The sequence below is a fragment of the Pseudomonas sp. BJP69 genome (genome assembly GCF_007633355.1).
In the GTDB taxonomy this organism is placed as follows: domain Bacteria; phylum Pseudomonadota; class Gammaproteobacteria; order Pseudomonadales; family Pseudomonadaceae; genus Aquipseudomonas; species Aquipseudomonas juntendi.
Genome location: NZ_CP041933.1, coordinates 1,246,744 through 1,269,558, shown reverse-complemented (window position 1 = coordinate 1,269,558; position 22,815 = coordinate 1,246,744). Strand labels below are relative to the sequence as shown.

Sequence of the window (22,815 nt, the reverse complement as noted above, 5' to 3'; positions counted from 1 at the left end):
CATTTCAGGCCAGCTGGTTCAGCAGGCGCACCAGTTGATCACGCTGCCCGCCCCCCAGGCGTTCCACCAAATCGGCTTGCGCCCGCTCCCAGGCAGGGTGGGCAGCTTGCAGCAACTGCTTGCCGGCTGCAGTCAGCAACACCTCACGGTTACGCTGGTCATCGCCCTCGGCCAGGGCTACCAAGCCCTCTGCCTGCAGCACACGCAGGTTGCGGCCCAACGTACTGCGCTCCAGCCCCATGGCCTCGGCCAGGGTTGTGATGCTGGGTCGCTCAAGGCGCTGCAGGTGCCGTAACAGCGAAAACTGGGCGACATTGACCCCGAAGCCGGCAAGGGCTTCGTCGTAATGCCGGGTCACCCCACGGGCAGCACGGCGCAAATGGATACAAAGGCATTCACTGGTCAGCATGAATACGTGTATATACCCGCGTGTTGCCTGTTGCAAGAAGTTTCATGGCGCCGGGCGAGGCGACGCTTGAGTGACACGATGCTCAGAGCCCCAGCGCCATGCCAAGCACCACCGCCAGCTCAAGCAATTCCAGCAGCGCCCCGGCCGTATCGCCCGTTGAGCCACCCAGGCGTCGGCACATGAGCTGCCGCAGCCAGGCAAATACCGCCAGCGCCAGCACCACGCTCCACCCGCCCAGCCACAGGCAAAACAGCGCACAACCCAGCAGTACCCAGCCCGCGGCGCGCCGTGGCAGATGCTCCGCCAATGCCTGCCCCAGGCCACCTGGGCGCACGTATGGGGTGCACAGAAACAAACCCAGCATCGCCGCCCGCCCCAGCAGCGGCGCCAGCAGCAGGTGGGCAGTGACGCCCTGCTCGACCAGCACCCAAAGGGCACAGAACTTCAGCAACAGCACCAGTACCAGGGTTACCACGGCCATTGGCCCGCTGCGTGGGTCTTTCATGATCCGCAACGTGCGCTCGCGGTCGCCAAAGCCGCCCAGCCAGGCGTCCGCACTGTCGGCCAGCCCATCCAGGTGCAAGGCCCCGCTGAGCAGCACCCACAGTGCCAACAGCAACGCCGCCTGCAGCGGCGCCGGCGTGCCTTGCAGCAGGTGGCTTGCCAGCCACAACAGCAACCCGAACAGCAGCCCGACCAGCGGGTAATAGAGCAGCGAACGGCCCACCTCACGGGCGGCGGGCATGCCCGGCAGGCTCACCGGCAAGCTGCTGAGAAACTGCAAGGCGATCCAGAACGGCAACGGCAGCATCTCAACCTTCCTCGACCAATAGCCCGCCCTCACTCACCAACAAGCGGACCAAGGCACCATGCCCGACCTCGACCTGCAACAGTTGGTGCCTGGGCAAGCCGCGAGCACGCGCCAGCAGCAGGCGCATCACCCCACCATGGGTGACCAGCAGCACACGCTTGCCGGCGTGCTGCTGGTGCAACCCCTCGACCGCCGCCAGCACCCGTGCCGCAAAGGCGTGCACCGGCTCGCCGTTAGGCGGCGTGAAGGCGTAGGGGTCTGCCCAGAACTGCCCCAGCGCATCGGCCTGGTCTTGCATGATCTGTGCGGCGCTGCGGCCTTCCCAGTCACCAAAGTGCAGTTCTTGCAGGGCAGGCACCCGGCACACCGGCAAATTCAGGTGCGCACCCAGCTCATCGGCAAACCGCGCACAGCGCTGCAGCGGCGAGCTGACCAACACCTGCCACGGGCCGGCACCGGCCACGGCACTGCGCATCTGGGCCCAGCCTTGGTCGGTCAGCGCGTCATCCAGGCTGCCACGCAGCCCGCCCTGCTCGGTTTCGCCGTGGCGCAGCAGGTCGAGGATCATGCCGGGCGGTCCGCCACAGCGGCTTCGGCAAAGGTCGCCATTTGCCCATGCAGCGCACACGCCAGGCGTAACAGCGGTACCGCCAATGCGGCGCCACTGCCCTCGCCCAGGCGCAGGCCCAGGGCCAGCAACGGCTCGGTCTGCAGCGCCGCGAGCAGGGCCTTGTGCCCAGGCTCGGCACCTTCGTGAGCGAACAGCAGCCAGGCCCGGCACTGCGGGTTCAGGCGCACCGCCACCAGCGCAGCAACGCTGCAGATGAAGCCATCGACCAGTACTGCGATACCCGACTGCGCGCAGCCGATATAGGCGCCGACCAGGGCAGCGATCTCGAACCCGCCAACGCACCCCAATGCCTGCAACGGCGCGTCAGCCCGCAGGCCATGCAGGCGCAACGCCTGTTCGATGACCTGCGCCTTGTGCCGGACACCCGCGTTGTCCAGGCCGGTGCCAGGCCCGCTCAGCTGTGCCGCCGGGCAGCCCAGCAAGGCGCTGGCCACGGCAGCCGCGGCAGTCGTGTTGCCGATGCCCATCTCACCACCGATGAACAACTGCGCACGCTGTTCGGCCGCGCGCAAGGCGCTGTCGCGGCCCGCCTGCAGGGCTGCCAGCAGCTGGTCTTCGGTCATCGCCGGCTGCCGGGCAAAGTTCGCGGTACCGGCCCCCAGGCGCAAATGGCGCACGCCGGGCAGTTCCAGCTGTAGGTCGATGGTGCCGAGATCGACCACCTCCAGGCTGGCGTGCAGTTGCCGCGCCAGCACACTGATTGCCGCGCCACCGCCGACGAAATTGCACAGCATCTGCCCGGTTACCGCCTGCGGATAGGCCGAGATGCCTTCCTCGACCACACCGTGGTCACCAGCAAAAATGGTGATGGCCAGCTGGTCCAGCACGGGGCGTTCCTGCCCCTGCAAACCGGCCAGCTGAATGGCCAGGCCTTCCAGCTGGCCAAGCGAGCCGGCAGGTTTGGTCAGTTGCTGCTGACGCGCGCGGGCCTGGTCCATGGCGGCGTTGTCGAGGGGTTGGCAGGGGGTTTGCCACCAGGGTTGGGTCATCGGGGGAAGCCTGTTCAGGGTTGGACAATGGGTAGTGAGGGTTGCACGGTGCATGGCTGGGTCATGGCGCGGCGCCCTTGAGCACCAATGGCAACCCGGCAACCGTCAACACCACGCGTTGACAGCGCTCGGCCACCGCCTGATGCATCCAGCCGGCCAGGTCGACATAACGCCGGGTCAGCTCGCCCATGGGCACCACCCCCAAGCCGGTTTCGTTACTGACCAGGATAACGGTGCCAGGCAGTTGCTCCAGGCAATCGAGCAGCGCATCACGCTCCTGGGCCAGGCGCTGGTCATCCTCCAGCATCAGCAGGTTGGTCAGCCACAGGGTCAGGCAATCCACCAGCAGGCAACGCCCCTCGGCGGCTTCTGCGCGCAATACCGCCGCCAACGCCAGGGGCTCTTCGATCAAACCCCAGGCGGCAGGGCGTCGTTGCCGGTGCAGCGCTACCCGCTCGTTCATTTCACCGTCCAGCGGCTGGCTGGTGGCAATGTAGGTCACGGGCAGGCCGCTGGCAGTGGCCCATTGCTCGGCCAGGCGGCTTTTGCCCGAACGGGCACCGCCGAGGATCAGGCTGCGCATGTCAGGCCACCCCGCACAGTTGGCGCAACAAAGTGGTGTTCAGGTGCGCGTCCACCAGGTCGGCCAGGCGCTCGATGTCACGCTCACGCAGGGCTTCGTAATCAATGACCTGCACATCGTCCAGGCCCGCCCAGCGCAGCAGGGCGGCACATGAATGGCTGCCTTCGAACAGGCCATGCAGGTACGTGGCCAGCACCTGCCCGTCGTCGCTGATGGCGCCGTCGCTGCGGCCATCGGCCAACTGCACGGCAGGCTGCGCCAGGGCCGGGCCGCGGGTGACGCCCGCATGGATCTCATAACCGCTCACCGCTGCAGCCTCGAGGTTCAGCGTGCCGGTGACATTACGCAACTGCTTATGGGCTTCGAGCACGGTGGCGTAGTCGAACAGGCCCAACCCGCGGCTTGAACCGGCAGCCCCTTCAAGCCCCAGCGGGTCATGCACTTCATGGCCGAGCATCTGCAGGCCGCCACAAATTCCGATCAGTTTGCCGCCATAGCGCAGGTGGCGTTCGATCGCCTTGTCCCAACCGCGCTCGCGCAGCTGTGCCAGATCGCCGCGGACGCTTTTCGAGCCAGGCAGGATGATCAGGTCGGCAGCCGGAATCGCCTGGCCAGGGCCGATAAATTGCAGGTCTACCTGCGGATGCAGGCGCAAAGGGTCGAAGTCGGTGTGGTTGCTGATACGCGGCAGCACCGGCACGATCACCTTGAGCACGCGGTCCTGCTTGCGGCCCTGGCGCATGTCGATGCCATCTTCGGCTTCAAGGTGCAGGTCGGTGACGTAGGGCAACACGCCCAGCACCGGCTTGCCGGTGCGTGCCTCCAGCCAGTCCAACCCTGGTTGCAGCAGCGCGATGTCGCCACGGAAGCGGTTGATCACAAAGCCCTGCACCCGCGCCTGCTCACTGGGCGACAGCAGTTCCAGCGTGCCCACCAGGTGGGCGAACACGCCACCACGGTTGATGTCCGCCACCAGGATCACCGGGCAGTCGACCGCTTCGGCAAAGCCCATGTTGGCGATGTCGCCCGCGCGCAGGTTGATTTCTGCCGGCGACCCCGCGCCCTCGACCATGACCACCGGCCAGGCAGCGCTCAGGCGCTGGTGCGAGGCCAGCACTGCCTGCATGGCGACAGCTTTGTAGTCGTGGTAGGCCACCGCGTTCATGCTGGTGACGGCACGCCCATGGATGATCACCTGGGCGCCGGTATCACTGTTGGGCTTGAGCAATACCGGGTTCATGTCGGTGTGCGGCGCCAGCCGGCACGCCTGGGCCTGCACCGCCTGGGCGCGGCCAATTTCACCGCCATCGGCGGTTACGGCACTGTTCAGCGCCATGTTCTGCGGTTTGAACGGCACCACACCCACACCCTGGCGCAACAGCCAGCGGCACAATGCAGTTACCAGCGTGCTTTTGCCGGCGTCGGAGGTGGTGCCTTGCACCATGAGGGTGGTCATACCATTTCCTTTTGGTAGGCCGCCAGGGCCTGGGCCAGGCGTTGCTCATCTGCCAGGCTGGCGGGCAGCCCCAGGCGTACAGCGGCAGGCTGCTCGAACAGCCGCACCAGAATGCCGCGACGGGCGAGAAAGTCGTGCAGGTGGGCTGCGCCTGGGCTGCGTACATACTGGAACAGGTCACAGCCGCCGGTGGGCGTCAGGCCTGCGCTGTGCAGCATTGCCGCCAGTCGCTTGCTGGCGGCGGCACAGCGTTCGGTTTGGGCGCGCTGCGCGGCCTGGTCAGCCAGGCTGACTTGGGCCAACACCCGGGTCGGGCCGTTGACGGTCCACGGGCCAAGCAACTCGGCCAGGCGCAACAGCAGGCTGTGCTCGGCCGCCACGAAACCGAGGCGCACGCCGGCCAGGCCGAAGAACTTACCGAACGAGCGCAATACGATCAGACCAGGGCGTGCGCTGCAATCCACCACGCTGTCTGCGGGGGTATTGTCCATGAAGGCTTCATCCACCAGCAGCCAGGCACCGCGCGCAGCCAGCCGGGCGTGCCAGGCCAGCAGTTGCTCACGGGGCACGCGGCGCCCTGTGGGGTTGTTGGGGTTGACCAGCACCAGCACGTCGAGGCCGTCGAGTGCGGCCTCGACCTGTGTTTCGTCCAGCTCGAGCAACTGGTGCCCCGCCCTTTGCCAGGCATGGGGGTGCTCGGCATAGCATGGGCCCAGCACCCCGACCCGTCCGCTGGCACGCAGCAGCGGTAAGGCCTGGATCGCGGCCTGCGAGCCAGCGACTGGCAATACCTGGCTGGCGCCGTAATAGCGGCGCGCGGCCGCTTCCAGGCCGTCCTCGGTTTCCGGCAAGCGGGCCCAGGCTTCAACGGGAATGGGCGGAATGGGAAACGCCCACGGCGCAATGCCGCTGGACAGGTCCAGCCAGTGCTCACGGGCAATCCCGTATTGGTGCACTGCACGCAGCAGGCGACCGCCGTGTTCAAGCATCCAGGTAGGCCCCCAGGCAAATCACCAGCAACCACAGCCATACGCCGCGCTGCACCAGGTTCCAGCCACGCTCGATGGCGTCGGCATCGGCCGCCGGCCCCTCGCCCAGGCGTGGCCGCTCGTGCAGCTCGCCGTGGTACACCGCCGGGCCGCCGAGTTCGACACCTAGCGCACCTGCACCGGCCGCCATGACCGGGCCGGCGTTGGGGCTGTCCCACAAGGGGCCCTGCTTGCGCCAGCAGGCCACGGCCACACGGGTTTTGCCGAGCAGCGCATAAGTCAGCGCCACCAGCCTGGCGGGAATATAGTTGAGCACGTCGTCGATGCGCGCTGCGCACCAGCCAAAGCGCTCGAAACGCGCATTGCGGTAACCCCACATGGCATCGAGGGTATTGCTCAGGCGGTACAACACCACGCCCGGCGCACCGGCCACCACGAACCAGAACAGCGCAGCGAATACAGCGTCGCTGCCATTTTCCAGCACCGACTCGGTGGCTGCCCGCGCTACCGCAGGCGCGTCCAGCTCGCGGGTTTCACGGCTGACCAGAAAACCTACCCGGCGCCGCGCTTCGTCCAGGTCGCCCTGGCGCAACGCCTGAGCCACTGGCAGCACATGTTCGCCCAGGCTGCGCAGCCCCACAGCGCAGTACAACGCCAGCACATCGACCAGCCAGCCAATGCAGGGCAGCCAGGACAGCACCAGCGCCACCAGGGTCAGCGGCACCACCGCCAGAAACCAGGCGCTGACACCGTGGCTGCGCCAACCGCGGCCACCGGCATTCAGGCGCCGCTCCAGGTGATTGGCCATGTTGCCGAAAGCCACCAGTGGGTGGCGGCGCTGCGGCTCGCCCAGCAACGCATCCAGGGCCACGCCAGCCACGGTCAGCATAGCCACGCTCATTGGCACTCTCCCCATTGGTTTTCGAACAGCATTTCACTCAAGGGCCGCTGCTGAGCCCAGTTTTCCTGGACCAGCATGGGCGCCGGGTAGAACGCCGTAACCGGCCCCAGGCACAGCACTGCCACCGGTTTGGCCCCCGCCGGCATACCCAGCAGGTCCGCCAGGGCCTGCGGGTCGAACAGCGACACCCAGCCCATGCCCAGGCCTTCGCCACGTGCTGCCAGCCACAGGTTCTGAATGGCACAGGCCAGCGACGCCAGGTCCATTTCAGGGAGGGTACGGCGACCGAAGATGTGCGGCTCGCGGTTGTCCATCAAGGCCGCCACCAGCACCTCGGCACAGTCGTTGATGCCTTCCACCTTCAGTTTCATGAAATCGTCGGAGCGCTCGCCCAGGGCCTGGGCAGTACGCAGCCGCTCCGCCTCGACCAAGGCCTGGATCTGCCCGCGCAGTTCACGCCGGGTGATACGAATGAAACGCCAGGGCTGCATGAGCCCGACGCTCGGCGCCTGGTGAGCAGCGGCCAGCAGGCGAGCCAGCACAGCCGGCGCCACTTCCCCACCCGCGAAATGACGCATATCGCGGCGCTCGCCAATGGCTCGGTAGATGGCAGCGCGTTCGGCGGCGCTGAAGGCGTGTTCGCTCATGGCCGTAACAGTGCCGCCGCCGCAGGCGGGTTGGACGGGAAATAGAAATGCACATAGGAGGCGGTCAGCCGCCCGATCCGGTACACCGCTTCATTGCCGCGGCCGCCGTTGGGGCTCAGGCCGCGGGCAATCGGGTCCAGCCCGGTCGTGGTCAGGGAATGGTGGTAGGTGTGCCCGCGCAAGGTGCCTTCCGGCAACTCCACTGCCTGCAAGGCCAGGGCCGCCAAGCGCTTCTGCATGGTCGCCTCACCCGGCAGCAGGCCGAGCAGTTCGGCGCGCTCACCGGCCACGTCGGTCAACGCCTCGAGCAGGTACAGCATGCCGCCACATTCGGCCAGCAGCGGCTTGCCCTGGGCATGGTGGGCGCGGATCGCTGCGCACATCGGCGCGTTCGCCGCCAGCCCGTGATGGTGCAATTCGGGGTAGCCACCTGGCAGGTACAGGCTGTCTACCGCCGGCAGTTCGCGGTCGTGCAGCGGCGAGAAGAAGGCCAGTTGGGCACCCAGGCTGCGCAGCAGGTCGAGGTTGGCACCGTAGGTGAAGGCAAAAGCCTCGTCGCGTGCCACGCCGATACGCACACCGGCCAGCGAGGCTGCGCAGGCGTGTACTGCCGGCTCGGCAAAGCGCACCAGTGGCGGCAGCGCCGCATCGCAACTGGCCGCCAACGCTTCGGCGGCGGCGTCCAGGCGGGCATCGAGATCGTTCAGTTCGCTGGCCTGGACCAGACCCAGGTGCCGGCTGGGCAATTCGATGCCACGCTCGCGGGACAACCCGCCATACCAGCGCAAGCCTTCGGTCAGGCTGCCTTCCAGCAGCTGTGCGTGGCGCAGGCTGCCGACCCGGTTGGCCAGCACCCCGGCAAACGGCAGGTCGGCCTGGTAGCGCGCCAGGCCCAGGGCCAGCGCGCCGAAGGTCTGGGCCATGGCCGTGCCGTCGATCACGGCCAGCACCGGCACTCCGAAATGGCGTGCCAGGTCGGCACTGGAGGGGGTGCCATCGAACAACCCCATCACCCCTTCGATCAGGATCAGGTCGGCCTCCCCTGCCGCTTCCCACAACAGCCGGCGGCTTTCCTCCGCGCCGATCATCCACAGGTCCAGCTGGTACACCGGCGCGCCACTGGCCCGTTCCAGAATCATGGGGTCAAGAAAGTCCGGCCCGCACTTGAACACCCGCACCTTGCGCCCGCGGTTACGGTGCAGGCGGGCCAGTGCGGCGGTGACGGTGGTCTTGCCCTGGCCGGAGGCGGGAGCCGCGATCAGCACGGCTGGGCAGTGGCGCGCCTGGCTCACAGCTCTACGCCTTTCTGTGCGCGGATGCCGGCCTGGAAGGCATGCTTGAGCATGCCCATCTCGGTCACGGTGTCGGCCAGCTCGACCATTTCAGGCTTGGCCCCGCGGCCAGTGACGATCACATGCTGCATCGGCGGCCGGGCCTGGATGTCGGACAGGACCTGGTCAAGGTCGAGGTAGCCGTGCTTGAGGGCGATGTTCAGCTCGTCCAGCACCACGAACTGCACGCTGGGGTCCTGCAGCAGCTGACGGGACACCGCCCAGGCGGCTTCGGCGGCGACGATGTCGCGCTGGCGGTCCTGGGTTTCCCAGGTGAAGCCTTCGCCCATCACGTGGTAGCGCACCTGCTCGGGGAAGCGGCGGAAGAACAGCTCTTCACCGGTGCTGTTGCGGCCTTTGATGAACTGCACCACACCACACTGCATGCCATGGCCCAGGGCCCGCGCAAGCATGCCGAAGGCCGAGCTGCTCTTGCCTTTGCCATTGCCAGTCAGCACCAGCAGCAGGCCGCATTCGTTGGGGGAGTTGGCGATACGTTCGTCGATGACTGCCTTCTTGCGCTGCATGCGCGCCAAGTGGCGTTCGTCGCGTTCGGTGGGTTCGCTCATCAGGGTTCTCCGCTGGCTGTCACCACGGCAACGCGCGGCAATAAAGAGTAGGCAGGCAGACGGAGAACGCGCAGGGGCCATGGCAAGGGGCCACGGTGCACCGCGCATCACCCTCCGTGATGCCGTTGGCAGATATCAGGCCGGTCTCCGGGCTTGTGAGGGGGCCTTGGCCCTGGCCTGCGCGCCTTCCCGGGTAAACACCCAGTGGCCCTGCGCGGCCGCGACTCACCTACCGTTGCGGGGGCAGCGCCGGACTCGCGCCATGCTGGCGCCCACCGGCTTCCCAGTTTCACCCTGCCCAGTCGGGCTGGCAGGGCACCTGAAACACGCGCGAAGGTTAGAGGGTTGTACCGGGAGCGTCAATCGGAGTGGGCAGGGAGTGCGTACTTGCAAAGCGGCGACGCTGGCCAATTCTCCAGGCTGTGCCACACTGATAGCACATAGCCATCACGCTCGACTGTACGCCACCACAATGACAAAAGGAGAGTGCAGCATGCGAGGCCATCTCATCAACAACCCGAACCTGGAATTCCTTGGCCCGGTGCTGGAACGCTGGGTCGACTGCATTGACCGCTGCAACCAGTTTTACGGCGATGGCGAGGCACCTTACTGGCACGGCGCGGCTGCCAATGCCGGGGTGCTGGCAGCCGCGGCGTGGGAGGCTGAGCTGGCGGCATTACAGCAGTTTGCCGGCAAGAAGCAGCGCGATGAAGGCGACCATGAGGGGCGCTGCGATCTGTCGATCAGCAGTGCTGACCAAGTGCTGTACCTGAGCGTGGGTCAGCGGTGGCCAAGGCTGGCGAAGCTGGACATGGCAGCTGCATTGCAGGAAACCGCCGTGCGCGCCCGGCAGGTGGCCTACCCCAGCCAGTTGAAGGCGGGGGCTTTGTTCATCAGCCCATGGAAAGCTGGCCAGCACGCCAGCCCTGAAGAGTTGCAGGACATGGTCGACGACTTGCAGAAACACAGCGCGTGCGCGGTGGCCTGGTACTTCCCGTATGCGTACCGCAAGTTGCATAACGAGCTGGGGCAGTACTTTCCGGGGGTGGCGTTGTTGCTGAAGCAGGCTTGAAACAACGTGGGCGTTGAAACCGCATAGGTATTCGTTCGCGTAGGCGGCGCCGAGTCACCTTTCCGCCCTTACGGCGGGTTACTTTGGTCTTGGCCAAAGTAACCAAAGCCGCCCGCTCCCGTCATCCGGCCCCTACGCTGCGCTCCGGGGTTCCCTCGCTACGGGCATGCTCCTGAAGTCGCAATCTGCAGCGCCTGAACTACCGCGCGCTAAGAAGCAAAAGCAAAAAGCAGAAGCAACAACTGCGCTTTCGTGGGTTTCGCACCACGCAACCAAACCCCGCCCAGCTTTTGATCTGGCTGTTGATCTTGATCTTGATCTTGATCTTGATCTTCGCGACTTCAGGAGGCCGAGCGGAGGGCATGCGGAGGGAGGTGACGGGCATGGATGCCCGTCAAGCGCTGAGGCCCCAGGGACGGGGCCTGCAGCGCGTACTCCCGGGAGCATGCCCGTAGCGAGGGAACCCCGGAGCGCAGCGCAGGGGCCGGATGACGGGAGCGCAGCGTTTTTTGGTTACTTTTTGTCGCGTTTGACAAAAAGTGACTCGCCGTAAGGGCGAAAAGGTGACTTTGTGTCGCTATCGCAGCTGGAGTTATCGCGCTCTCAAAACCAGCGCTCAAGATTCCAAGCTCTGCAAAGGTGTGGGCGTTTACACCGCATAGGTATTCGTTCGCGGCGGCGGCGCCGAGTCACTTTTCCGCCCTTACGGCGGGTTACTTTGGTCTTGGCCAAAGTAACCAAAGCCGCCCGCTCCCGTCATCCGGCCCCTACGCTTCGCTCCGGGGTCCCCTCGCTACGGGCATGCTCCCGGGAGTACGCGCTGCAGGCCCCGTCCCTGGGGCCTCAGCGCTTGACGGGCATCCATGCCCGTCACCTCCCTCCGCATGCCCTTCGCTCGGCCTCCTGAAGTCGCAATCTGCGTCGCCTGTGCTACCGCGCGCTTAGAAGCAAAAGCAAAAAGCAGAAGCAACAGCAGCGCTTTAGTGGGTTTCGCATCACGCAACCAAACCCCGCACAGCTTTTGATCTGGCTGTTGATCTTGATCTTGATCTTGATCTTCGCGACTTCAGGAGGCCGAGCGGAGGGCATGCGGAGGGAGGTGACGGGCATGGATGCCCGTCAAGCGCTGAGGCCCCAAGGATGGGGCCTGCAGCGCGTACTCCCGGGAGCATGACCGTAGCGAGGGAACCCCGGAGCGCAGCGCAGGGGCCGGATGACGGGAGCGCAGCGTTTTTTGGTTACTTTTTGTCGCGTCTGACAAAAAGTGACTCGCCGTAAGGGCGAAAAGGTGACTATGCGTCTCTACCGCAGCTGGAGTTTTCACGCTACCAAAACCAGCGCTCAAGATCTCAAGCCTGCAAAAATGTGGGCGTTTACACCGCATAGGTATTCGTCCGCGTAGCAGAGGCCGCGATAAACCATCGGGAACCCTGCAAGCCCGGCCGACCTCTCACCCTCATGAGCCCGCAGCGGAGAACGCCGCCCATGAAACACCTCATGCCATGGCTGCTGGCCACCAGCCTGACCGCCTGCGGCGACACCGCCCTGCTGAGTGTAAACGACGGCACCGGCCCTTCGCCCCAGCTACCCGCCCCCGTACGCACGCCCCTGCCCACCGTGAACATCGCCCCAGCAGTAGGCTGGCGGGAACATGCAAAACCCACGGCAGCCCCCGGCCTTCAGGTGAACGCATTCGCCAGCGGCCTCGACCACCCCCGCTGGCTGTACCTGCTGCCAAACGGCGACGTTCTCGTGGCCGAGACCAATGCCCCACCCAAGCCGGATGACGCCAAGGGCCTGCGCGGCTGGGCCATGAAAAAGGTCATGGCGCGTGCAGGGGCTGGCGTACCCAGCGCCAACCGCATCACCTTACTGCGCGATGCCGATCACGATGGTTCGGCAGAAACCCAGGTGCCGTTCATCGAGGGGCTGAACTCACCGTTCGGCATGGCCTTGATAGGCGATGACCTCTACGTCGCCGACACCGACAAGCTGCTGCGTTTTCATTACCAAAGCGGCGCAACCCACATCACCGACAAAGGCCAGGTGGTAACCGCGCTACCCGGCGGCCCGCTGAACCACCACTGGACCAAGAACGTGATCGCCAGCCCTGATGGCAAACACCTTTACGTGACAGTCGGTTCAAACAGCAATGTCGCCGAGAACGGAATGGACAAGGAACAAGGGCGGGCAGCGATCTGGGAAGTGAACCCGGCCAACGGCCAGCACCGGTTGTTCGCCACCGGACTGCGCAACCCCAACGGCCTGGCCTGGGAGCCGAACACCGGCAGCCTGTGGACTGCCGTCAATGAACGCGACGAAATCGGCAGCGACCTGGTGCCCGATTACATCACCTCCGTGAAGGACGGCGGCTTTTATGGCTGGCCCTACAGTTACTACGGCCAGCATGTGGACAGCCGTGTGCAACCGCCCGCGCCGCAAAAGGTAGCCCAGGCGCTGGTCCCCGATTATGCCGTGGGGCCGCACACCGCCTCGCTGGGGCTGGCGTTCGCCGAACCGGGTGCGCTGCCTGCGCCATTCCAGCGCGGCGCGTTCGTCGGGCAACATGGCTCTTGGAACCGCAAGCCTCACAGTGGCTACAAGGTCATTTTCGTGCCGTTCGACCGCGCAGGCAAACCTGCAGGCAGCCCGGTGGACCTGCTGAGCGGCTTCCTGGATGAACAGGGCCAGGCCAAGGGGCGCCCGGTCGGTGTCATCAACGATGGACGCGGAGCGGTGCTGGTGGCAGACGATGTGGGCAACGTGGTCTGGCGGGTGAGCAAGGCAGCCGCCACTGCGCCGTAGCCCCGATCCCCTGCTATCAGGGGTTCTGCGCCAGGTGCCCTTGTGGAATCACCCGCTTGGCCTGCAGGTAGGCTTTGGCCCAGTAGCTGTTGGACAGGTAGTCCAAGCGCACGGTGCCACCCGTGGAAGGGGCATGCACAAAGCGCCCATCACCTACGTAGATACCTGCATGGCTGACTTGCGAGCCGCCACTGGTAGCGAAGAACACCAGGTCACCGGACTGCAACGCGTTGAGGTTTACGGTGGGCGCCCGCATGACGATCATCTCCCGCGTCGAGCGCGGCAGGCTGATGCCGGCGGCATCCCGGTAAACGTACTTGATCAGGCCGCTGCAATCGAAGCCGGAATCCGGCGTATTGCCACCCCAGCGGTAGGGCGTGCCCACCAGACCAATGGCGCGAATCAACACGTCATCGGCAACCGGCGAAGGGCTGGCCTGGCTATAGGAGGTGACCTGGGGCTTTATCACAGGGGCCGGCGCTGGGGCACGGCTGGAACAGGCAGCCAGCAAGGTTGCCAAGGAGAGGAATGCGAAGCGCGCCATCGTTGCCATGGCCATAACTTCCTGTCTGAGACCGCTGCGCCGCAGCTGAAAAGAGTTGAGAAATTAGATTAGACGCTTTCTGTAAATGCGCACGGCGGCGAGCTTTTTTTTCAAAAGCACCGCCGCCGTGGCAGGGTACAGCATTTTGCCATCAGTTGCGCGCGATGTTGGTCGGCGCCATGGCCAAGGCGCGCTTGGCTTCAATGAAGGTCTTGCTCCAGTAGCGGTCACCGAGGCTGTCGATGCGCACGCCACCGCTGCGGCGGCTGCTGGAGTGGATGAACTGGTTGTCACCCAGGTAGATGCCGGCATGGCTGACGCGACCGCGGCCATTGGTGCTGAAGAACAGCAGGTCACCTGGCTTGAGTTTGTTGCGCGCCACTTTCGGGGCATCGACGTTGATCATTTCACGCGTGGAGCGCGGCAGGGTCATGCCCGCCTCTTCGCGGAACAGGTAGCCGATGAAGCCACTGCAGTCGAAGCCGGACTTTTCCGAGGTACCGCCGAAGCGATAACGAGTGCCGATCAACGACATGCCGCGTTCCAGGATGCTGTCGGCCAGAACCGGCAGCTGGTAAGGCTTGCTGCTGGAGAACGACGCCAGGTCATCTTCGGTAGCCAGCTCTTCCGGTTCGCCGAATACCGACGAAGGCGAGGCTTGGGTTTTAACTGCCGCCTGAGCGGCGACAGGGGTGTGATCCTGGGGCTGGGAAACCGGGCCTTGGGCCGCGCAGCCAAAAAGCAGGGTCACGAGTGCGAGTGGCACGAGGGGTGCAAAGCGCTTCAGCATGGGCACGACCGTGTCTGTAATCCTTTAGAAGGGGGAAACTATGCCCTCTATCATGGCCATTTGCAAATTTTATCGAAAAAGATGTGACTTTTTCGTTTTGCTGCTCTGGCCCAAGGATTTCAGGGGGTTACCAGCCGAGGGTTTCCTTGAGGAAAGGGATGGTGAGCTTGCGTTGGGCCTGCAGCGATGCCTGGTCGAGGCGCTCGAGCAAGTCGAACAGCGCACTCATGCTGCGGGCACCGCGGGTAAGGATGAAATGCCCGACTTCGTCGGTGAGGTGCAGGCCGCGGCGCGAGGCACGCAGTTGTAGCGCACGCAGCTTGTCTTCATCGGACAGGCCACGCATCTGGAACACCAGGGCCAGGGTCAGCCGCGACTTCAGGTCAGGCAATTTCACCGGCAGTTCGCGCGGTGATGCCGAAGCGGCCAGCAACAGGCGTCGGCCGCTGTCACGCAGGCGGTTGAACAGGTGGAACATGGCCTCTTCCCAGTCTGGCTTGCCGGCGATCACATGCAGATCGTCTATGCAGACCAGTTCATACTGCGCCAGGTAGTCGAGCAGCCCTACGCCACGCTCGAGCAGTTGCGCCAGTGGCAGGTAGACCGCGGGCTCACCGCGCTGCTGGAAACGGTGCGTGGCGGCCTGCAGCAGGTGGCTGCGGCCAACACCCTGCTTGCCCCACAGGTAGATAAGGCTTTCGGTCCAGCCGGCGTCGGCTTCGCACAACCGCTCGACGTAGCCCAATGCCGCAGCATTGGCGCCCGGATAGTAGTTGATGAAGGTGGCGTCATCGCGCAGGCGCACACCCAGGGGCAACTGGATCGGTGGTTTCATGCTCGCGGGCAGTCGATGAGACCGCAGGGGGCCTTAGGTGAACAATCTGCAAAGTCTATACCCGCAACGCGGGGCGCACAATCGCGGCAATCGATAGCGCAAGCAAAATCAACAGGTTGCGCTGCAACCCCCGACACTGCGCCGCGACAGGAGCGCCCCTCATGAAGCCGCGACGCGGTGGCCGGGGTTACAGCTCTGGGTCGACCTCCCCGGCATACATGTCCGACTCTTTATAAAGATCATGCACATGCCGCAGGAGCACCATGATCACCGCCGCCACCGGCAACGCCAGCAATACCCCGGTAAAACCGAACAGCTCGCCCCCCGCGAGGATGGCGAAGATCACCGCCACCGGGTGCAAGCCGATGCGGTCACCCACCAGCAACGGAGTCAGCACCATGCCTTCCAGTGCCTGCCCGATGACGAACACCGCGACAATGCCCAGCATCGGGTACAGGTCGCCGCCAAACTGGAACAGCCCGGCCACCAGCGCCGCGCCGATGCCGATGATGAAACCCATGTACGGCACGATGGCCGCCAGGCCGGCGAGCATGCCGATCAGCAGGCCCAGTTCCAGGCCCACCAGCATCAGCCCCACCGAATAGATGATGCCCAACGCCACCATCACCAGCAGCTGCCCGCGAACGAAGGCCCCCAGTACTTCATGGCACTCGCCAGCCAGGCCGACTATCTGGGGTTCCTGTTGGCGGGGCAACAGGCTGCGCAGTTTGGCCATCATCAGGTCCCAGTCCCGCAGCAGGTAGAAGCCCACGACCGGAATCATCACCATGTTGGCCAGCCAGGCGATCAGCGCCAGGCTCGAAGCGGTCGCCTGTGACAACACCACCCCGACAATGTCGGTGGTCTGGCCCATGTGCTCGCTGATAGCCGACTTGATCTTGTCGAACTTCCAGAAACCATCGGCCAGGCCAAGCCGCTGCTGCACCCACGGCAAGGCCACGTGCTGCAACCAGTCAAGCATCTGCGGCGCCAGCTCGTACAAGCGCACCAGCTGCTTGGCCAGCATCGGCACCAGCACCAGCAACAACGCCATGAACAGCAAGGTGAACAGCGCGAACACCATCACCACACCCCATGTCCGCGACAGCCCGCGGCGCTCCAGCCAATCAACCAGCGGGTCGGCCAGGTAGGCCAGCAGAATACCGATCAGAAAGGGCGTGAGAATGTTGTGCAAGCTATAGAGCAGCACGACAACCAGCAGTATGGCGCCCAGCCAGATCCAGCGACGCAGGTCAGTCAATGTCAGTACTCCTTACCAACGGAAACGCAGGCCGTCGAACGGCGGGGGTGTAGGTTGAGGCTCGGTAGCCGGGGCCTGGCCACCCGTAGGCACCGGCGTGGCCGGTACTGCGGCGGTTTGTTCCACCGGCAGCTCCTGCAACTTGGCCAGGCCCAGCTGGGCACGCAATTGTTCACGGTTGCCGGTCACGCCGTAGGTCAGGGTGGTGCCGTCAGCCAACTGCAAGCGTGGGCCATAGGGTTCCAGCACCCGAGCCAACTCGGCGTAGCGCTGCAGGTTCATCCCCTGCACCTGCACCTGCAACTGGCTGCTGGCCCCCGGCCGGGTGACATAACGCGGTGCAAGGCGGTTGCCCACCGCCAGCATCACGGCATCAGCCAGTGCGGCCTGGTCGGCGCCCTCGGCGGTGCCCTGCTCGCGCTGGTCACCCAGCCACAGCTGCCATTTACCTTGCCACTTGCCATCGGCTTCCTGGGCATGCACCGCCAGCATGGCGTCGGCGCCGTAACGCTCGGCGGCCTCGCGCAGCGGCGCCGGGTCGCTGCCTTCGAGTTGCTTGGCATTGGCTACCAATTGCTCCTGCAGGTCGGCCAGCGGCAGGCGCAGCGGCAAACCGCGGTGCTGGGCGGCACGCCGCAGTGGCTGGGCACTGGGCTGGCCATCACCGACCAGGCTGCTGCCTTCGACACTGTCATTGAGCCACCAGCTGAGGATCGACGGCCGGTTGCTCCCCCACAAGGCCAGGCCGGCCTTGCGCAGTGCGCGCTCGGTACTGCCCGGGTCGAACTCGACCACAACCGATTCCGGCGGGCCCGCCTCGGTGCCGACCTGGTTGATGATTTGCTGCGGGTCTTTGCGCAGGCCCGCCAACCCTGGGCTTTGCACCGCCTTGGGGTCACCGGTCAGGCGCAGGATGAGGGTTTCGAGGGCCTTGCCGGTAGCGGCTGTACGCGCTTCGGCGCCCTGCCCCGCAAGCGGTTCGTGCACCTGGTAAAGGTCGGAGACGTTTTCAGCCATGGCGGCGGCCGACACAAGGGCCAGGCAACCGGCTGCCAGAATAGAGATCAAGCGCATCGAGGATTCCGTCCAGTCGTGCTTCAAGCCGTGAGCTTCACGCTACAAGCTTAATGCAGCGCCAACGCGGCGCTGCATTTTCTTACGGCCTGAGGCTCGCTGGTTGCAGCTTATACATATGCAACCCCATCAACCACCCCGGGCCATTTTTCAGCAATTTACCGGCCTGCCCGTCGGCCTGAGGATGGCCGCTGCCCGGCAACCCTGATAAAATCGCGCGCCTTCACAGACCACTGACGTTTCAGGCAGCCGTCGCTCACCCGCCGGCCTTGGCCGCCATGGTCGTTTTTAAGAATCCCTCCCTCCTAAAGGCCTGGATCAATGAGCAAGCAACCCTCCCTGAGCTACAAGGACGCCGGTGTAGACATCGACGCCGGCGAAGCACTGGTCGAACGCATCAAGGGCGTGGCAAAACGCACCGCACGCCCTGAAGTCATGGGTGGCCTGGGCGGCTTCGGCGCCCTTTGCGAGATCCCGGCCGGCTACAAGCAGCCGGTGCTGGTCTCCGGCACCGACGGCGTCGGCACCAAGCTGCGCCTGGCGCTGAACCTGAACAAGCATGACAGCATCGGCCAGGACCTGGTCGCCATGTGCGTCAACGACCTGGTGGTGTGCGGCGCCGAGCCGCTGTTCTTCCTCGACTACTACGCCACCGGCAAGCTCAATGTCGACGTGGCTGCCACCGTGGTCACCGGCATCGGTGCCGGTTGCGAACTGGCCGGCTGCTCGTTGGTCGGTGGTGAAACCGCCGAAATGCCTGGCATGTACGAAGGCGAAGACTACGACCTGGCCGGTTTCTGCGTGGGCGTGGTGGAAAAGGCCGACATCATCGACGGTTCCAAGGTTGCCACCGGCGATGCACTGATCGCCCTGCCGTCCTCCGGCCCGCACTCCAACGGCTACTCGCTGATCCGCAAGATCCTCGAAGTGTCGGCCACCGACATCGAGAACACCCAGCTGGGCGGCACCCCGCTGACCGACCTGCTGATGGCCCCGACCCGCATCTACGTCAAGCCGCTGCTGCAGCTGATCAAGAACACTGGCGCAGTCAAAGCCATGGCCCACATCACCGGTGGCGGCCTGCTCGACAACATCCCGCGCGTACTGCCGAAAAACGCCCAGGCCGTGGTAGACGTGGCCAGCTGGCAGCGCCCGGCGGTGTTCGACTTCCTGCAGGAAAAAGGCAACGTCGACGAGCACGAAATGCACCGCGTGCTGAACTGTGGCGTTGGCATGGTCATCTGCGTGGCCCAAGACCAGGTCGAAGCGGCCCTGAACGAACTGCGCGCCGCCGGTGAACAGCCATGGGTCATCGGCCACATCGCCGAAGCCGCCGAAGGCGCCGCCCAGGTCGAGCTGCAGAACCTCAAGGCACACTGATGCCGAGCAAGACCTGCAATGTAGTGGTACTGCTGTCGGGTTCCGGCAGCAACCTGCAAGCCATGATCGACAGTTGCCAAGGCCAGGACAGCCCGGTGCGCATTCGTGCGGTGGTCTCCAACCGCGCCGATGCCTTCGGCCTGCAACGCGCCGCAGCCGCCGGCATTGAAAGCGCCGTGCTTGACCACACCCGGTTCGACGGCCGTGAAGCCTTCGATGCAGCGCTGATGGCGCGCATCGACGGCTTTGCCCCGGACTTGGTAGTGCTGGCCGGGTTCATGCGCATCCTCAGTGGCGACTTCGTGCGCCACTATCAGGGCCGCCTGCTCAACATCCACCCGTCGTTGCTGCCTAAGTACAAAGGCCTGCATACCCACCGCCGGGCGCTGGAGGCAGGCGACGCCGAGCATGGCTGCAGCGTACACTTCGTGACTGAGGAACTCGATGGCGGCCCACTGGTCGTACAGGCAGTAGTGCCGGTGGCGCCAGACGACACCGTCGAAAGCCTGGCCCAGCGGGTTCACCAGCAGGAACACCTGATCTACCCGCTGGCAGTGCGCTGGTTTGCCGAAGGCCGGTTGCGCCTTGCTGAACAGGGTGCATTACTGGACGGCCAGCCGCTGGCGGCCAGCGGTCACTTGATTCGATCCTAGGAGAACTTATGCGTCGCGCCCTGCTCTTGGCTCTCGCCGTGCTCGCCCTGCCGCTCCAGGCAGCTGATCTGAAGCCCTTCTCGGCCAGCTACACCGCCGACTGGAAGCAGCTGCCCATGAGCGGCACCGCCGAGCGCAGCCTGGTCAAAAATGCCAACGGTACCTGGGACCTTAACTTCAAGGCTTCCATGATGATCGCCAGCCTGACCGAGCAAAGCACCCTGCGCCTGCAAAACGACACCCTGCTGCCACAGAAGTACCACTTTGAGCGTGGTGGCCTGGGCAAGGCCAAGAAGGTCGACCTGAACTTCGACTGGAACACCAAGAAGATCACCGGTAGCGACCGGGGCGACGCCATTACCCTGCCGCTCAACCGCGGGGTACTGGACAAGTCTTCCTACCAGCTGGCCTTGCAGCATGACGTGGCGGCAGGCAAGAAGAGCATGACTTACCAGGTAGTCGATGGCGACGAGATCGACAATTACGACTTCCGCGTGCTGGGCACTGAAAAAGTCACCACCAAGACCGGCCAGGTCGATGCGGTGAAGGTCGAGCGCGTGCGCGACCCAAGCCAGAGCAAGCGCATCACCGAGCTGTGGTTTGCCAAGAACTGGGACTACCTGCTGGTGCAACTGCGCCAGGTCGAGACCGATGGCAAGGAGTATGTGATCGTGCTGCAGGATGGTACGGTCGATGGCAAGCCGGTGAAGGGTAACTGAGCCAGCGTGGCCAGTGACATCCGATAGCCCCGCCTAGTGCGGGGCTTTTTTCTGCCCGGGTTTCTGGGTGGCCCGTACTGGCCCTATCGCCGGCAAGCCAGCTCCCACAGGGATCGCCTTAGGGCTGACAGGTGTTTGCCACAAGGTATGCAGCGCCTGTTAGAGCGAGCGCCGCCCGCGCGGCGCATCGCGAGCTGCGCTCGCTCCTACGTTTGTTTCGGGCCAATTATTCCTGTGGGATTCGCGCGCGAACGCCTTGGTGCATGCCTCAATATCGCGCCGTACAAACAAGGCGGCCGCGCGCGCCTGTCACAGGCGTTACTGGCCCGAAACAAACGTAGGAGCGAGCGCAGCTCGCGATTGCGCCGCGCGGGCGGCGCTCGATCTCACAGGCGCTGAAGATGCTCCGGCTACCCTTGCCAGGAACCATAGAATCTCCCACAGGTTCTATGCAAGGCTCAGGCTCCAGGAGGTCCCTGTGGGAGCTGGCTTGCCGGCGATAGGGCCAGCCCAGGCACTACACCTTTGAGCCTTCATGAAACTTGTTTCATGCCCGTTTTATTTACTTAGGCTGCTAACAAACTCTATAAAGAAGGTGTGCGACAGAGTGTCGCAGCCCTCTCAAGAAGTGGAGTTTAACGATGACAGTCCAAGTAACCGAACGCGACGAATCGAAAATGTCCCACGAAGGCGTGGCCGCTGGCGTACGCATCTGGGATGTGCACCAGCAAGGCCAACTGGTCGGCATGTTCCACAATGAACACGAGGCCCACCAGTATCGAGCAGAGCTCGAAAACCTGGAAAACCAGCGCACCACGCAATGACCAGACTCGTCATGAAAAACCCCGCCGAAGCGGGGTTTTTCGTATTTACCACATCAGATCGTCAGGGATCTTGTAGGCCGCGTACGGGTCATCTTCGTCCGCTTCCTCGACATGGGTGTTCAGCAACAGGATACGGCTGGGGTCGCGCTCCTGGATCTTCACCGCTGCTTCGCGCGGGATCACCTCGTAACCACCGGCATGGGCCACCACTGCCAGCGCACCGTTGCTCAGCTTGGTACGCATCAGCGCGTTGACGGCGATACGCTTGACCTTCTTGTCGTCAACGAAGTTGTAATAGTCCTCTGTGCTCAGCTTGGGCAGGCGCGTGGCTTCGATCAGTTGCTTGATCTGTGCGGCACGGGCCTTCTGCTCCGCCTTTTCCTGCTGCTGGCGGTTCAGCTCCTGGTCGCGCTTGACCTTTTCGGCCATGGCTTCCTTGGCCAGACGCTGCTGGCTGTCGTCGACGTCGACCTGGCCTTTGTGCTCCATGCGCTTCTGTTTCTTTTCAGCTTTGTTGGTCTGCGAGACCTGTTTCTGGTTGACCAGACCGGCTTTGAGCAATTGGTCGCGAAGGGAAAGGCTCATGAATGTTCACTCACTTATGCAACAGCTCAGCCGCAGCTGGGCAGGTTCTTTTCCTGACGCTTGGCTTCGCCCCACAGGGCGTCCAGCTCGTCAAGGTTACACGCTTCAATAGGGCGACCGCTGTCGCGCAATGCCTGTTCGATAAAGCGGAAACGCCGCTCGAACTTGCGATTGGCGCGGCGCAGGGCATTTTCCGGGTCTTGCTTGAGGTGGCGCGCCAGGTTCACGGCCGCGAACAGCAGGTCACCGACCTCATCTTCGAGCGCATCGGCATCGCCATCGGCCATGGCCTGTAGCACTTCGTCCAGTTCTTCACGGACCTTGTCCAGCACCGGCAGCGCTGCAGGCCAGTCGAAGCCGACCGTGGCCGCACGCTTTTGCAGTTTGGCCGCCCGCGACAGCGCCGGCAAGGTCGTGGGTACGTCGTCGAGCAGGGACAACTGCTCAGGCAGGCTTTTTTCCGCCCGTTCCTGGGCCTTGATTTCTTCCCAGCGCGACTTGACCTGGGCCTCGCTCAAGCGGGGGGTGTCCAGCGGCGCATACAGCTCACCCGTGGGGAACACATGCGGGTGGCGCCGAATGAGCTTGCGGGTGATGCTGTCGACCACGCCATCGAACTCGAAACGCCCCTCCTCCCTGGCCAGCTGGCTGTAGTAGACCACCTGGAACAGCAAGTCGCCCAGCTCACCCTGCAGGTGCTCGAAGTCACCGCGCTCGATGGTGTCGGCGACTTCGTAGGCCTCTTCGAGGGTATGCGGGACGATGCTCGCGTAGTTCTGCTGCAGGTCCCATGGGCAACCGTATTGCGGGTCGCGCAGGCGGGCCATGAGGTGCAGCAGGTCTTCGAGGGTGTAGGTCATTCAGGCAGGTCCTTCGGTGGTGGCTTCTTCGCAGGCTTGCCCGCTGCCACAGGGTGGATGCAGGTTTCGAAAACTGCACCGTACCTGTGGGAGCGGG

At 64.5% G+C, this 22,815-nt stretch carries 24 protein-coding genes and 1 riboswitch; of the genes, 6 read left to right on the top strand and 18 right to left on the bottom strand.

Annotated elements, in window-relative coordinates; translation table 11 throughout:
• Positions 1 to 4: 4 nt before the first annotated feature.
• The 11 genes from FPB55_RS05950 to cobO all read right to left on the bottom strand — a co-directional run bounded on the left by FPB55_RS05950 (position 5) and on the right by cobO (position 9,316).
• Entirely contained in the window at positions 5 to 409 is a 405-nt protein-coding gene (locus FPB55_RS05950) for a MarR family winged helix-turn-helix transcriptional regulator (protein WP_144187727.1), read from the bottom strand.
• An 82-nt stretch (positions 410 to 491) separates the two neighbouring features.
• A complete protein-coding gene (locus FPB55_RS05945) occupies positions 492 to 1,220 on the bottom strand; it encodes an adenosylcobinamide-GDP ribazoletransferase (RefSeq protein WP_144187725.1) in 729 nt (242 codons plus the stop codon).
• A gap of 1 nt (position 1,221) precedes the next feature.
• Entirely contained in the window at positions 1,222 to 1,788 is a 567-nt protein-coding gene (cobC, locus tag FPB55_RS05940; protein WP_144187723.1) for an alpha-ribazole phosphatase family protein, read from the bottom strand.
• Positions 1,785 to 2,840 carry a nicotinate-nucleotide--dimethylbenzimidazole phosphoribosyltransferase gene (gene cobT, locus FPB55_RS05935; RefSeq protein WP_144187721.1) on the bottom strand — a complete coding sequence of 352 codons (1,056 nt, stop codon included), beginning with the start codon at positions 2,838 to 2,840 and terminating at the stop codon, positions 1,785 to 1,787. Before cobT ends, cobC begins: the two co-directional genes overlap by 4 nt.
• A gap of 61 nt (positions 2,841 to 2,901) precedes the next feature.
• Complete coding sequence (gene cobU, locus FPB55_RS05930; protein ID WP_009686200.1) at positions 2,902 to 3,423, bottom strand: bifunctional adenosylcobinamide kinase/adenosylcobinamide-phosphate guanylyltransferase; 522 nt, start codon at positions 3,421 to 3,423, stop codon at positions 2,902 to 2,904.
• Between the two features lies 1 nt (position 3,424).
• A complete protein-coding gene (locus FPB55_RS05925) occupies positions 3,425 to 4,879 on the bottom strand; it encodes a cobyric acid synthase (protein ID WP_144187719.1) in 1,455 nt (484 codons plus the stop codon).
• On the bottom strand, positions 4,876 to 5,868 hold the full coding sequence (gene cobD, locus FPB55_RS05920) for a threonine-phosphate decarboxylase CobD (RefSeq protein WP_144187717.1): 993 nt from the start codon (positions 5,866 to 5,868) through the stop codon (positions 4,876 to 4,878). The genes FPB55_RS05925 and cobD overlap by 4 nt, the downstream gene beginning before the upstream one ends.
• Positions 5,861 to 6,769 (bottom strand): adenosylcobinamide-phosphate synthase CbiB, encoded by a 909-nt coding sequence (cbiB, locus tag FPB55_RS05915; RefSeq protein WP_144187715.1) that lies wholly within the window; start codon positions 6,767 to 6,769, stop codon positions 5,861 to 5,863. Before cbiB ends, cobD begins: the two co-directional genes overlap by 8 nt.
• Positions 6,766 to 7,416 (bottom strand): 5,6-dimethylbenzimidazole synthase, encoded by a 651-nt coding sequence (gene bluB, locus FPB55_RS05910; protein ID WP_009686195.1) that lies wholly within the window; start codon positions 7,414 to 7,416, stop codon positions 6,766 to 6,768. The genes cbiB and bluB overlap by 4 nt, the downstream gene beginning before the upstream one ends.
• A complete protein-coding gene (locus FPB55_RS05905) occupies positions 7,413 to 8,708 on the bottom strand; it encodes a cobyrinate a,c-diamide synthase (protein ID WP_144187713.1) in 1,296 nt (431 codons plus the stop codon). Before FPB55_RS05905 ends, bluB begins: the two co-directional genes overlap by 4 nt.
• On the bottom strand, positions 8,705 to 9,316 hold the full coding sequence (cobO, locus tag FPB55_RS05900) for a cob(I)yrinic acid a,c-diamide adenosyltransferase (RefSeq protein ID WP_125855567.1): 612 nt from the start codon (positions 9,314 to 9,316) through the stop codon (positions 8,705 to 8,707). Before cobO ends, FPB55_RS05905 begins: the two co-directional genes overlap by 4 nt.
• Before the next feature lie 120 nt (positions 9,317 to 9,436).
• Positions 9,437 to 9,654: riboswitch (cobalamin riboswitch) on the bottom strand.
• A 155-nt stretch (positions 9,655 to 9,809) separates the two neighbouring features.
• On the opposite strand from cobO, the gene FPB55_RS05895 reads away from it, so the two are divergent.
• Together FPB55_RS05895 and FPB55_RS05880 are read left to right on the top strand one after the other, a co-directional pair.
• Entirely contained in the window at positions 9,810 to 10,388 is a 579-nt protein-coding gene (locus tag FPB55_RS05895) for a hypothetical protein (protein WP_029887556.1), read from the top strand.
• A 1,485-nt stretch (positions 10,389 to 11,873) separates the two neighbouring features.
• Positions 11,874 to 13,193 carry a sorbosone dehydrogenase family protein gene (locus FPB55_RS05880; RefSeq protein ID WP_144187707.1) on the top strand — a complete coding sequence of 440 codons (1,320 nt, stop codon included), beginning with the start codon at positions 11,874 to 11,876 and terminating at the stop codon, positions 13,191 to 13,193.
• A 16-nt stretch (positions 13,194 to 13,209) separates the two neighbouring features.
• Here FPB55_RS05880 and FPB55_RS05875 read toward each other — a convergent pair whose 3' ends face one another.
• The 5 genes from FPB55_RS05875 to FPB55_RS05855 form a co-directional block, all read right to left on the bottom strand.
• Positions 13,210 to 13,746, bottom strand: a complete 537-nt coding sequence (locus tag FPB55_RS05875) for a C40 family peptidase (RefSeq protein ID WP_033690602.1) — start codon at positions 13,744 to 13,746, stop codon at positions 13,210 to 13,212.
• A gap of 142 nt (positions 13,747 to 13,888) precedes the next feature.
• A complete protein-coding gene (locus FPB55_RS05870; protein ID WP_009683957.1) occupies positions 13,889 to 14,527 on the bottom strand; it encodes an NlpC/P60 family protein in 639 nt (212 codons plus the stop codon).
• Positions 14,528 to 14,654: 127 nt separating this feature from the next.
• Positions 14,655 to 15,362 (bottom strand): DnaA regulatory inactivator Hda, encoded by a 708-nt coding sequence (hda, locus tag FPB55_RS05865; RefSeq protein WP_009683956.1) that lies wholly within the window; start codon positions 15,360 to 15,362, stop codon positions 14,655 to 14,657.
• A gap of 187 nt (positions 15,363 to 15,549) precedes the next feature.
• Positions 15,550 to 16,623, bottom strand: coding sequence for an AI-2E family transporter (locus FPB55_RS05860; RefSeq protein WP_115293512.1), 1,074 nt, complete (start codon positions 16,621 to 16,623; stop codon positions 15,550 to 15,552).
• A gap of 12 nt (positions 16,624 to 16,635) precedes the next feature.
• The gene (locus FPB55_RS05855) at positions 16,636 to 17,697 is read right to left on the bottom strand and encodes a DUF2066 domain-containing protein (protein WP_054890577.1); all 1,062 of its coding nucleotides are present in this window, start codon (positions 17,695 to 17,697) and stop codon (positions 16,636 to 16,638) included.
• Positions 17,698 to 18,018: 321 nt separating this feature from the next.
• Between FPB55_RS05855 and purM the strand changes: the two genes are divergently transcribed.
• From purM to FPB55_RS05835, 4 genes are all read left to right on the top strand, one after another.
• The gene (gene purM / locus FPB55_RS05850; RefSeq protein ID WP_009683953.1) at positions 18,019 to 19,077 is read left to right on the top strand and encodes a phosphoribosylformylglycinamidine cyclo-ligase; all 1,059 of its coding nucleotides are present in this window, start codon (positions 18,019 to 18,021) and stop codon (positions 19,075 to 19,077) included.
• Positions 19,077 to 19,730 (top strand): phosphoribosylglycinamide formyltransferase, encoded by a 654-nt coding sequence (gene purN, locus FPB55_RS05845; protein ID WP_029886607.1) that lies wholly within the window; start codon positions 19,077 to 19,079, stop codon positions 19,728 to 19,730. Before purM ends, purN begins: the two co-directional genes overlap by 1 nt.
• Positions 19,731 to 19,738: 8 nt before the next feature.
• A complete protein-coding gene (locus tag FPB55_RS05840; protein ID WP_125855643.1) occupies positions 19,739 to 20,449 on the top strand; it encodes a DUF3108 domain-containing protein in 711 nt (236 codons plus the stop codon).
• Between the two features lie 641 nt (positions 20,450 to 21,090).
• On the top strand, positions 21,091 to 21,273 hold the full coding sequence (locus tag FPB55_RS05835) for a hypothetical protein (protein ID WP_029886605.1): 183 nt from the start codon (positions 21,091 to 21,093) through the stop codon (positions 21,271 to 21,273).
• Positions 21,274 to 21,318: 45 nt separating this feature from the next.
• Here FPB55_RS05835 and FPB55_RS05830 read toward each other — a convergent pair whose 3' ends face one another.
• Positions 21,319 to 21,858, bottom strand: a complete 540-nt coding sequence (locus FPB55_RS05830) for a DUF2058 domain-containing protein (RefSeq protein ID WP_009684294.1) — start codon at positions 21,856 to 21,858, stop codon at positions 21,319 to 21,321.
• Positions 21,859 to 21,884: 26 nt separating this feature from the next.
• The gene (gene mazG, locus FPB55_RS05825) at positions 21,885 to 22,718 is read right to left on the bottom strand and encodes a nucleoside triphosphate pyrophosphohydrolase (RefSeq protein WP_144187705.1); all 834 of its coding nucleotides are present in this window, start codon (positions 22,716 to 22,718) and stop codon (positions 21,885 to 21,887) included.
• Positions 22,719 to 22,815 lie beyond the last annotated feature (97 nt).

What these genes read in the sequence shown, in the direction of transcription:
- FPB55_RS05880 (WP_144187707.1), top strand. Translation starts at nt 11,874, where the DNA reads ATGAAACACCTCATGCCATGGCTGCTGGCCACCAGCCTGACCGCCTGC.
- mazG (WP_144187705.1), bottom strand. Translation starts at nt 22,718, where the DNA reads ATGACCTACACCCTCGAAGACCTGCTGCACCTCATGGCCCGCCTGCGC.
- FPB55_RS05895 (WP_029887556.1), top strand. Translation starts at nt 9,810, where the DNA reads ATGCGAGGCCATCTCATCAACAACCCGAACCTGGAATTCCTTGGCCCG.
- bluB (WP_009686195.1), bottom strand. Translation starts at nt 7,416, where the DNA reads ATGAGCGAACACGCCTTCAGCGCCGCCGAACGCGCTGCCATCTACCGA.
- cbiB (WP_144187715.1), bottom strand. Translation starts at nt 6,769, where the DNA reads ATGAGCGTGGCTATGCTGACCGTGGCTGGCGTGGCCCTGGATGCGTTG.
- cobC (WP_144187723.1), bottom strand. Translation starts at nt 1,788, where the DNA reads ATGATCCTCGACCTGCTGCGCCACGGCGAAACCGAGCAGGGCGGGCTG.
- hda (WP_009683956.1), bottom strand. Translation starts at nt 15,362, where the DNA reads ATGAAACCACCGATCCAGTTGCCCCTGGGTGTGCGCCTGCGCGATGAC.
- cobU (WP_009686200.1), bottom strand. Translation starts at nt 3,423, where the DNA reads ATGCGCAGCCTGATCCTCGGCGGTGCCCGTTCGGGCAAAAGCCGCCTG.
- FPB55_RS05875 (WP_033690602.1), bottom strand. Translation starts at nt 13,746, where the DNA reads ATGGCAACGATGGCGCGCTTCGCATTCCTCTCCTTGGCAACCTTGCTG.
- cobD (WP_144187717.1), bottom strand. Translation starts at nt 5,868, where the DNA reads ATGCTTGAACACGGCGGTCGCCTGCTGCGTGCAGTGCACCAATACGGG.
- FPB55_RS05830 (WP_009684294.1), bottom strand. Translation starts at nt 21,858, where the DNA reads ATGAGCCTTTCCCTTCGCGACCAATTGCTCAAAGCCGGTCTGGTCAAC.
- cobO (WP_125855567.1), bottom strand. Translation starts at nt 9,316, where the DNA reads ATGAGCGAACCCACCGAACGCGACGAACGCCACTTGGCGCGCATGCAG.
- FPB55_RS05925 (WP_144187719.1), bottom strand. Translation starts at nt 4,879, where the DNA reads ATGACCACCCTCATGGTGCAAGGCACCACCTCCGACGCCGGCAAAAGC.
- FPB55_RS05835 (WP_029886605.1), top strand. Translation starts at nt 21,091, where the DNA reads ATGACAGTCCAAGTAACCGAACGCGACGAATCGAAAATGTCCCACGAA.
- purM (WP_009683953.1), top strand. Translation starts at nt 18,019, where the DNA reads ATGAGCAAGCAACCCTCCCTGAGCTACAAGGACGCCGGTGTAGACATC.
- FPB55_RS05840 (WP_125855643.1), top strand. Translation starts at nt 19,739, where the DNA reads ATGCGTCGCGCCCTGCTCTTGGCTCTCGCCGTGCTCGCCCTGCCGCTC.
- FPB55_RS05950 (WP_144187727.1), bottom strand. Translation starts at nt 409, where the DNA reads ATGCTGACCAGTGAATGCCTTTGTATCCATTTGCGCCGTGCTGCCCGT.
- FPB55_RS05945 (WP_144187725.1), bottom strand. Translation starts at nt 1,220, where the DNA reads ATGCTGCCGTTGCCGTTCTGGATCGCCTTGCAGTTTCTCAGCAGCTTG.
- purN (WP_029886607.1), top strand. Translation starts at nt 19,077, where the DNA reads ATGCCGAGCAAGACCTGCAATGTAGTGGTACTGCTGTCGGGTTCCGGC.
- FPB55_RS05855 (WP_054890577.1), bottom strand. Translation starts at nt 17,697, where the DNA reads ATGCGCTTGATCTCTATTCTGGCAGCCGGTTGCCTGGCCCTTGTGTCG.
- FPB55_RS05870 (WP_009683957.1), bottom strand. Translation starts at nt 14,527, where the DNA reads ATGCTGAAGCGCTTTGCACCCCTCGTGCCACTCGCACTCGTGACCCTG.
- cobT (WP_144187721.1), bottom strand. Translation starts at nt 2,840, where the DNA reads ATGACCCAACCCTGGTGGCAAACCCCCTGCCAACCCCTCGACAACGCC.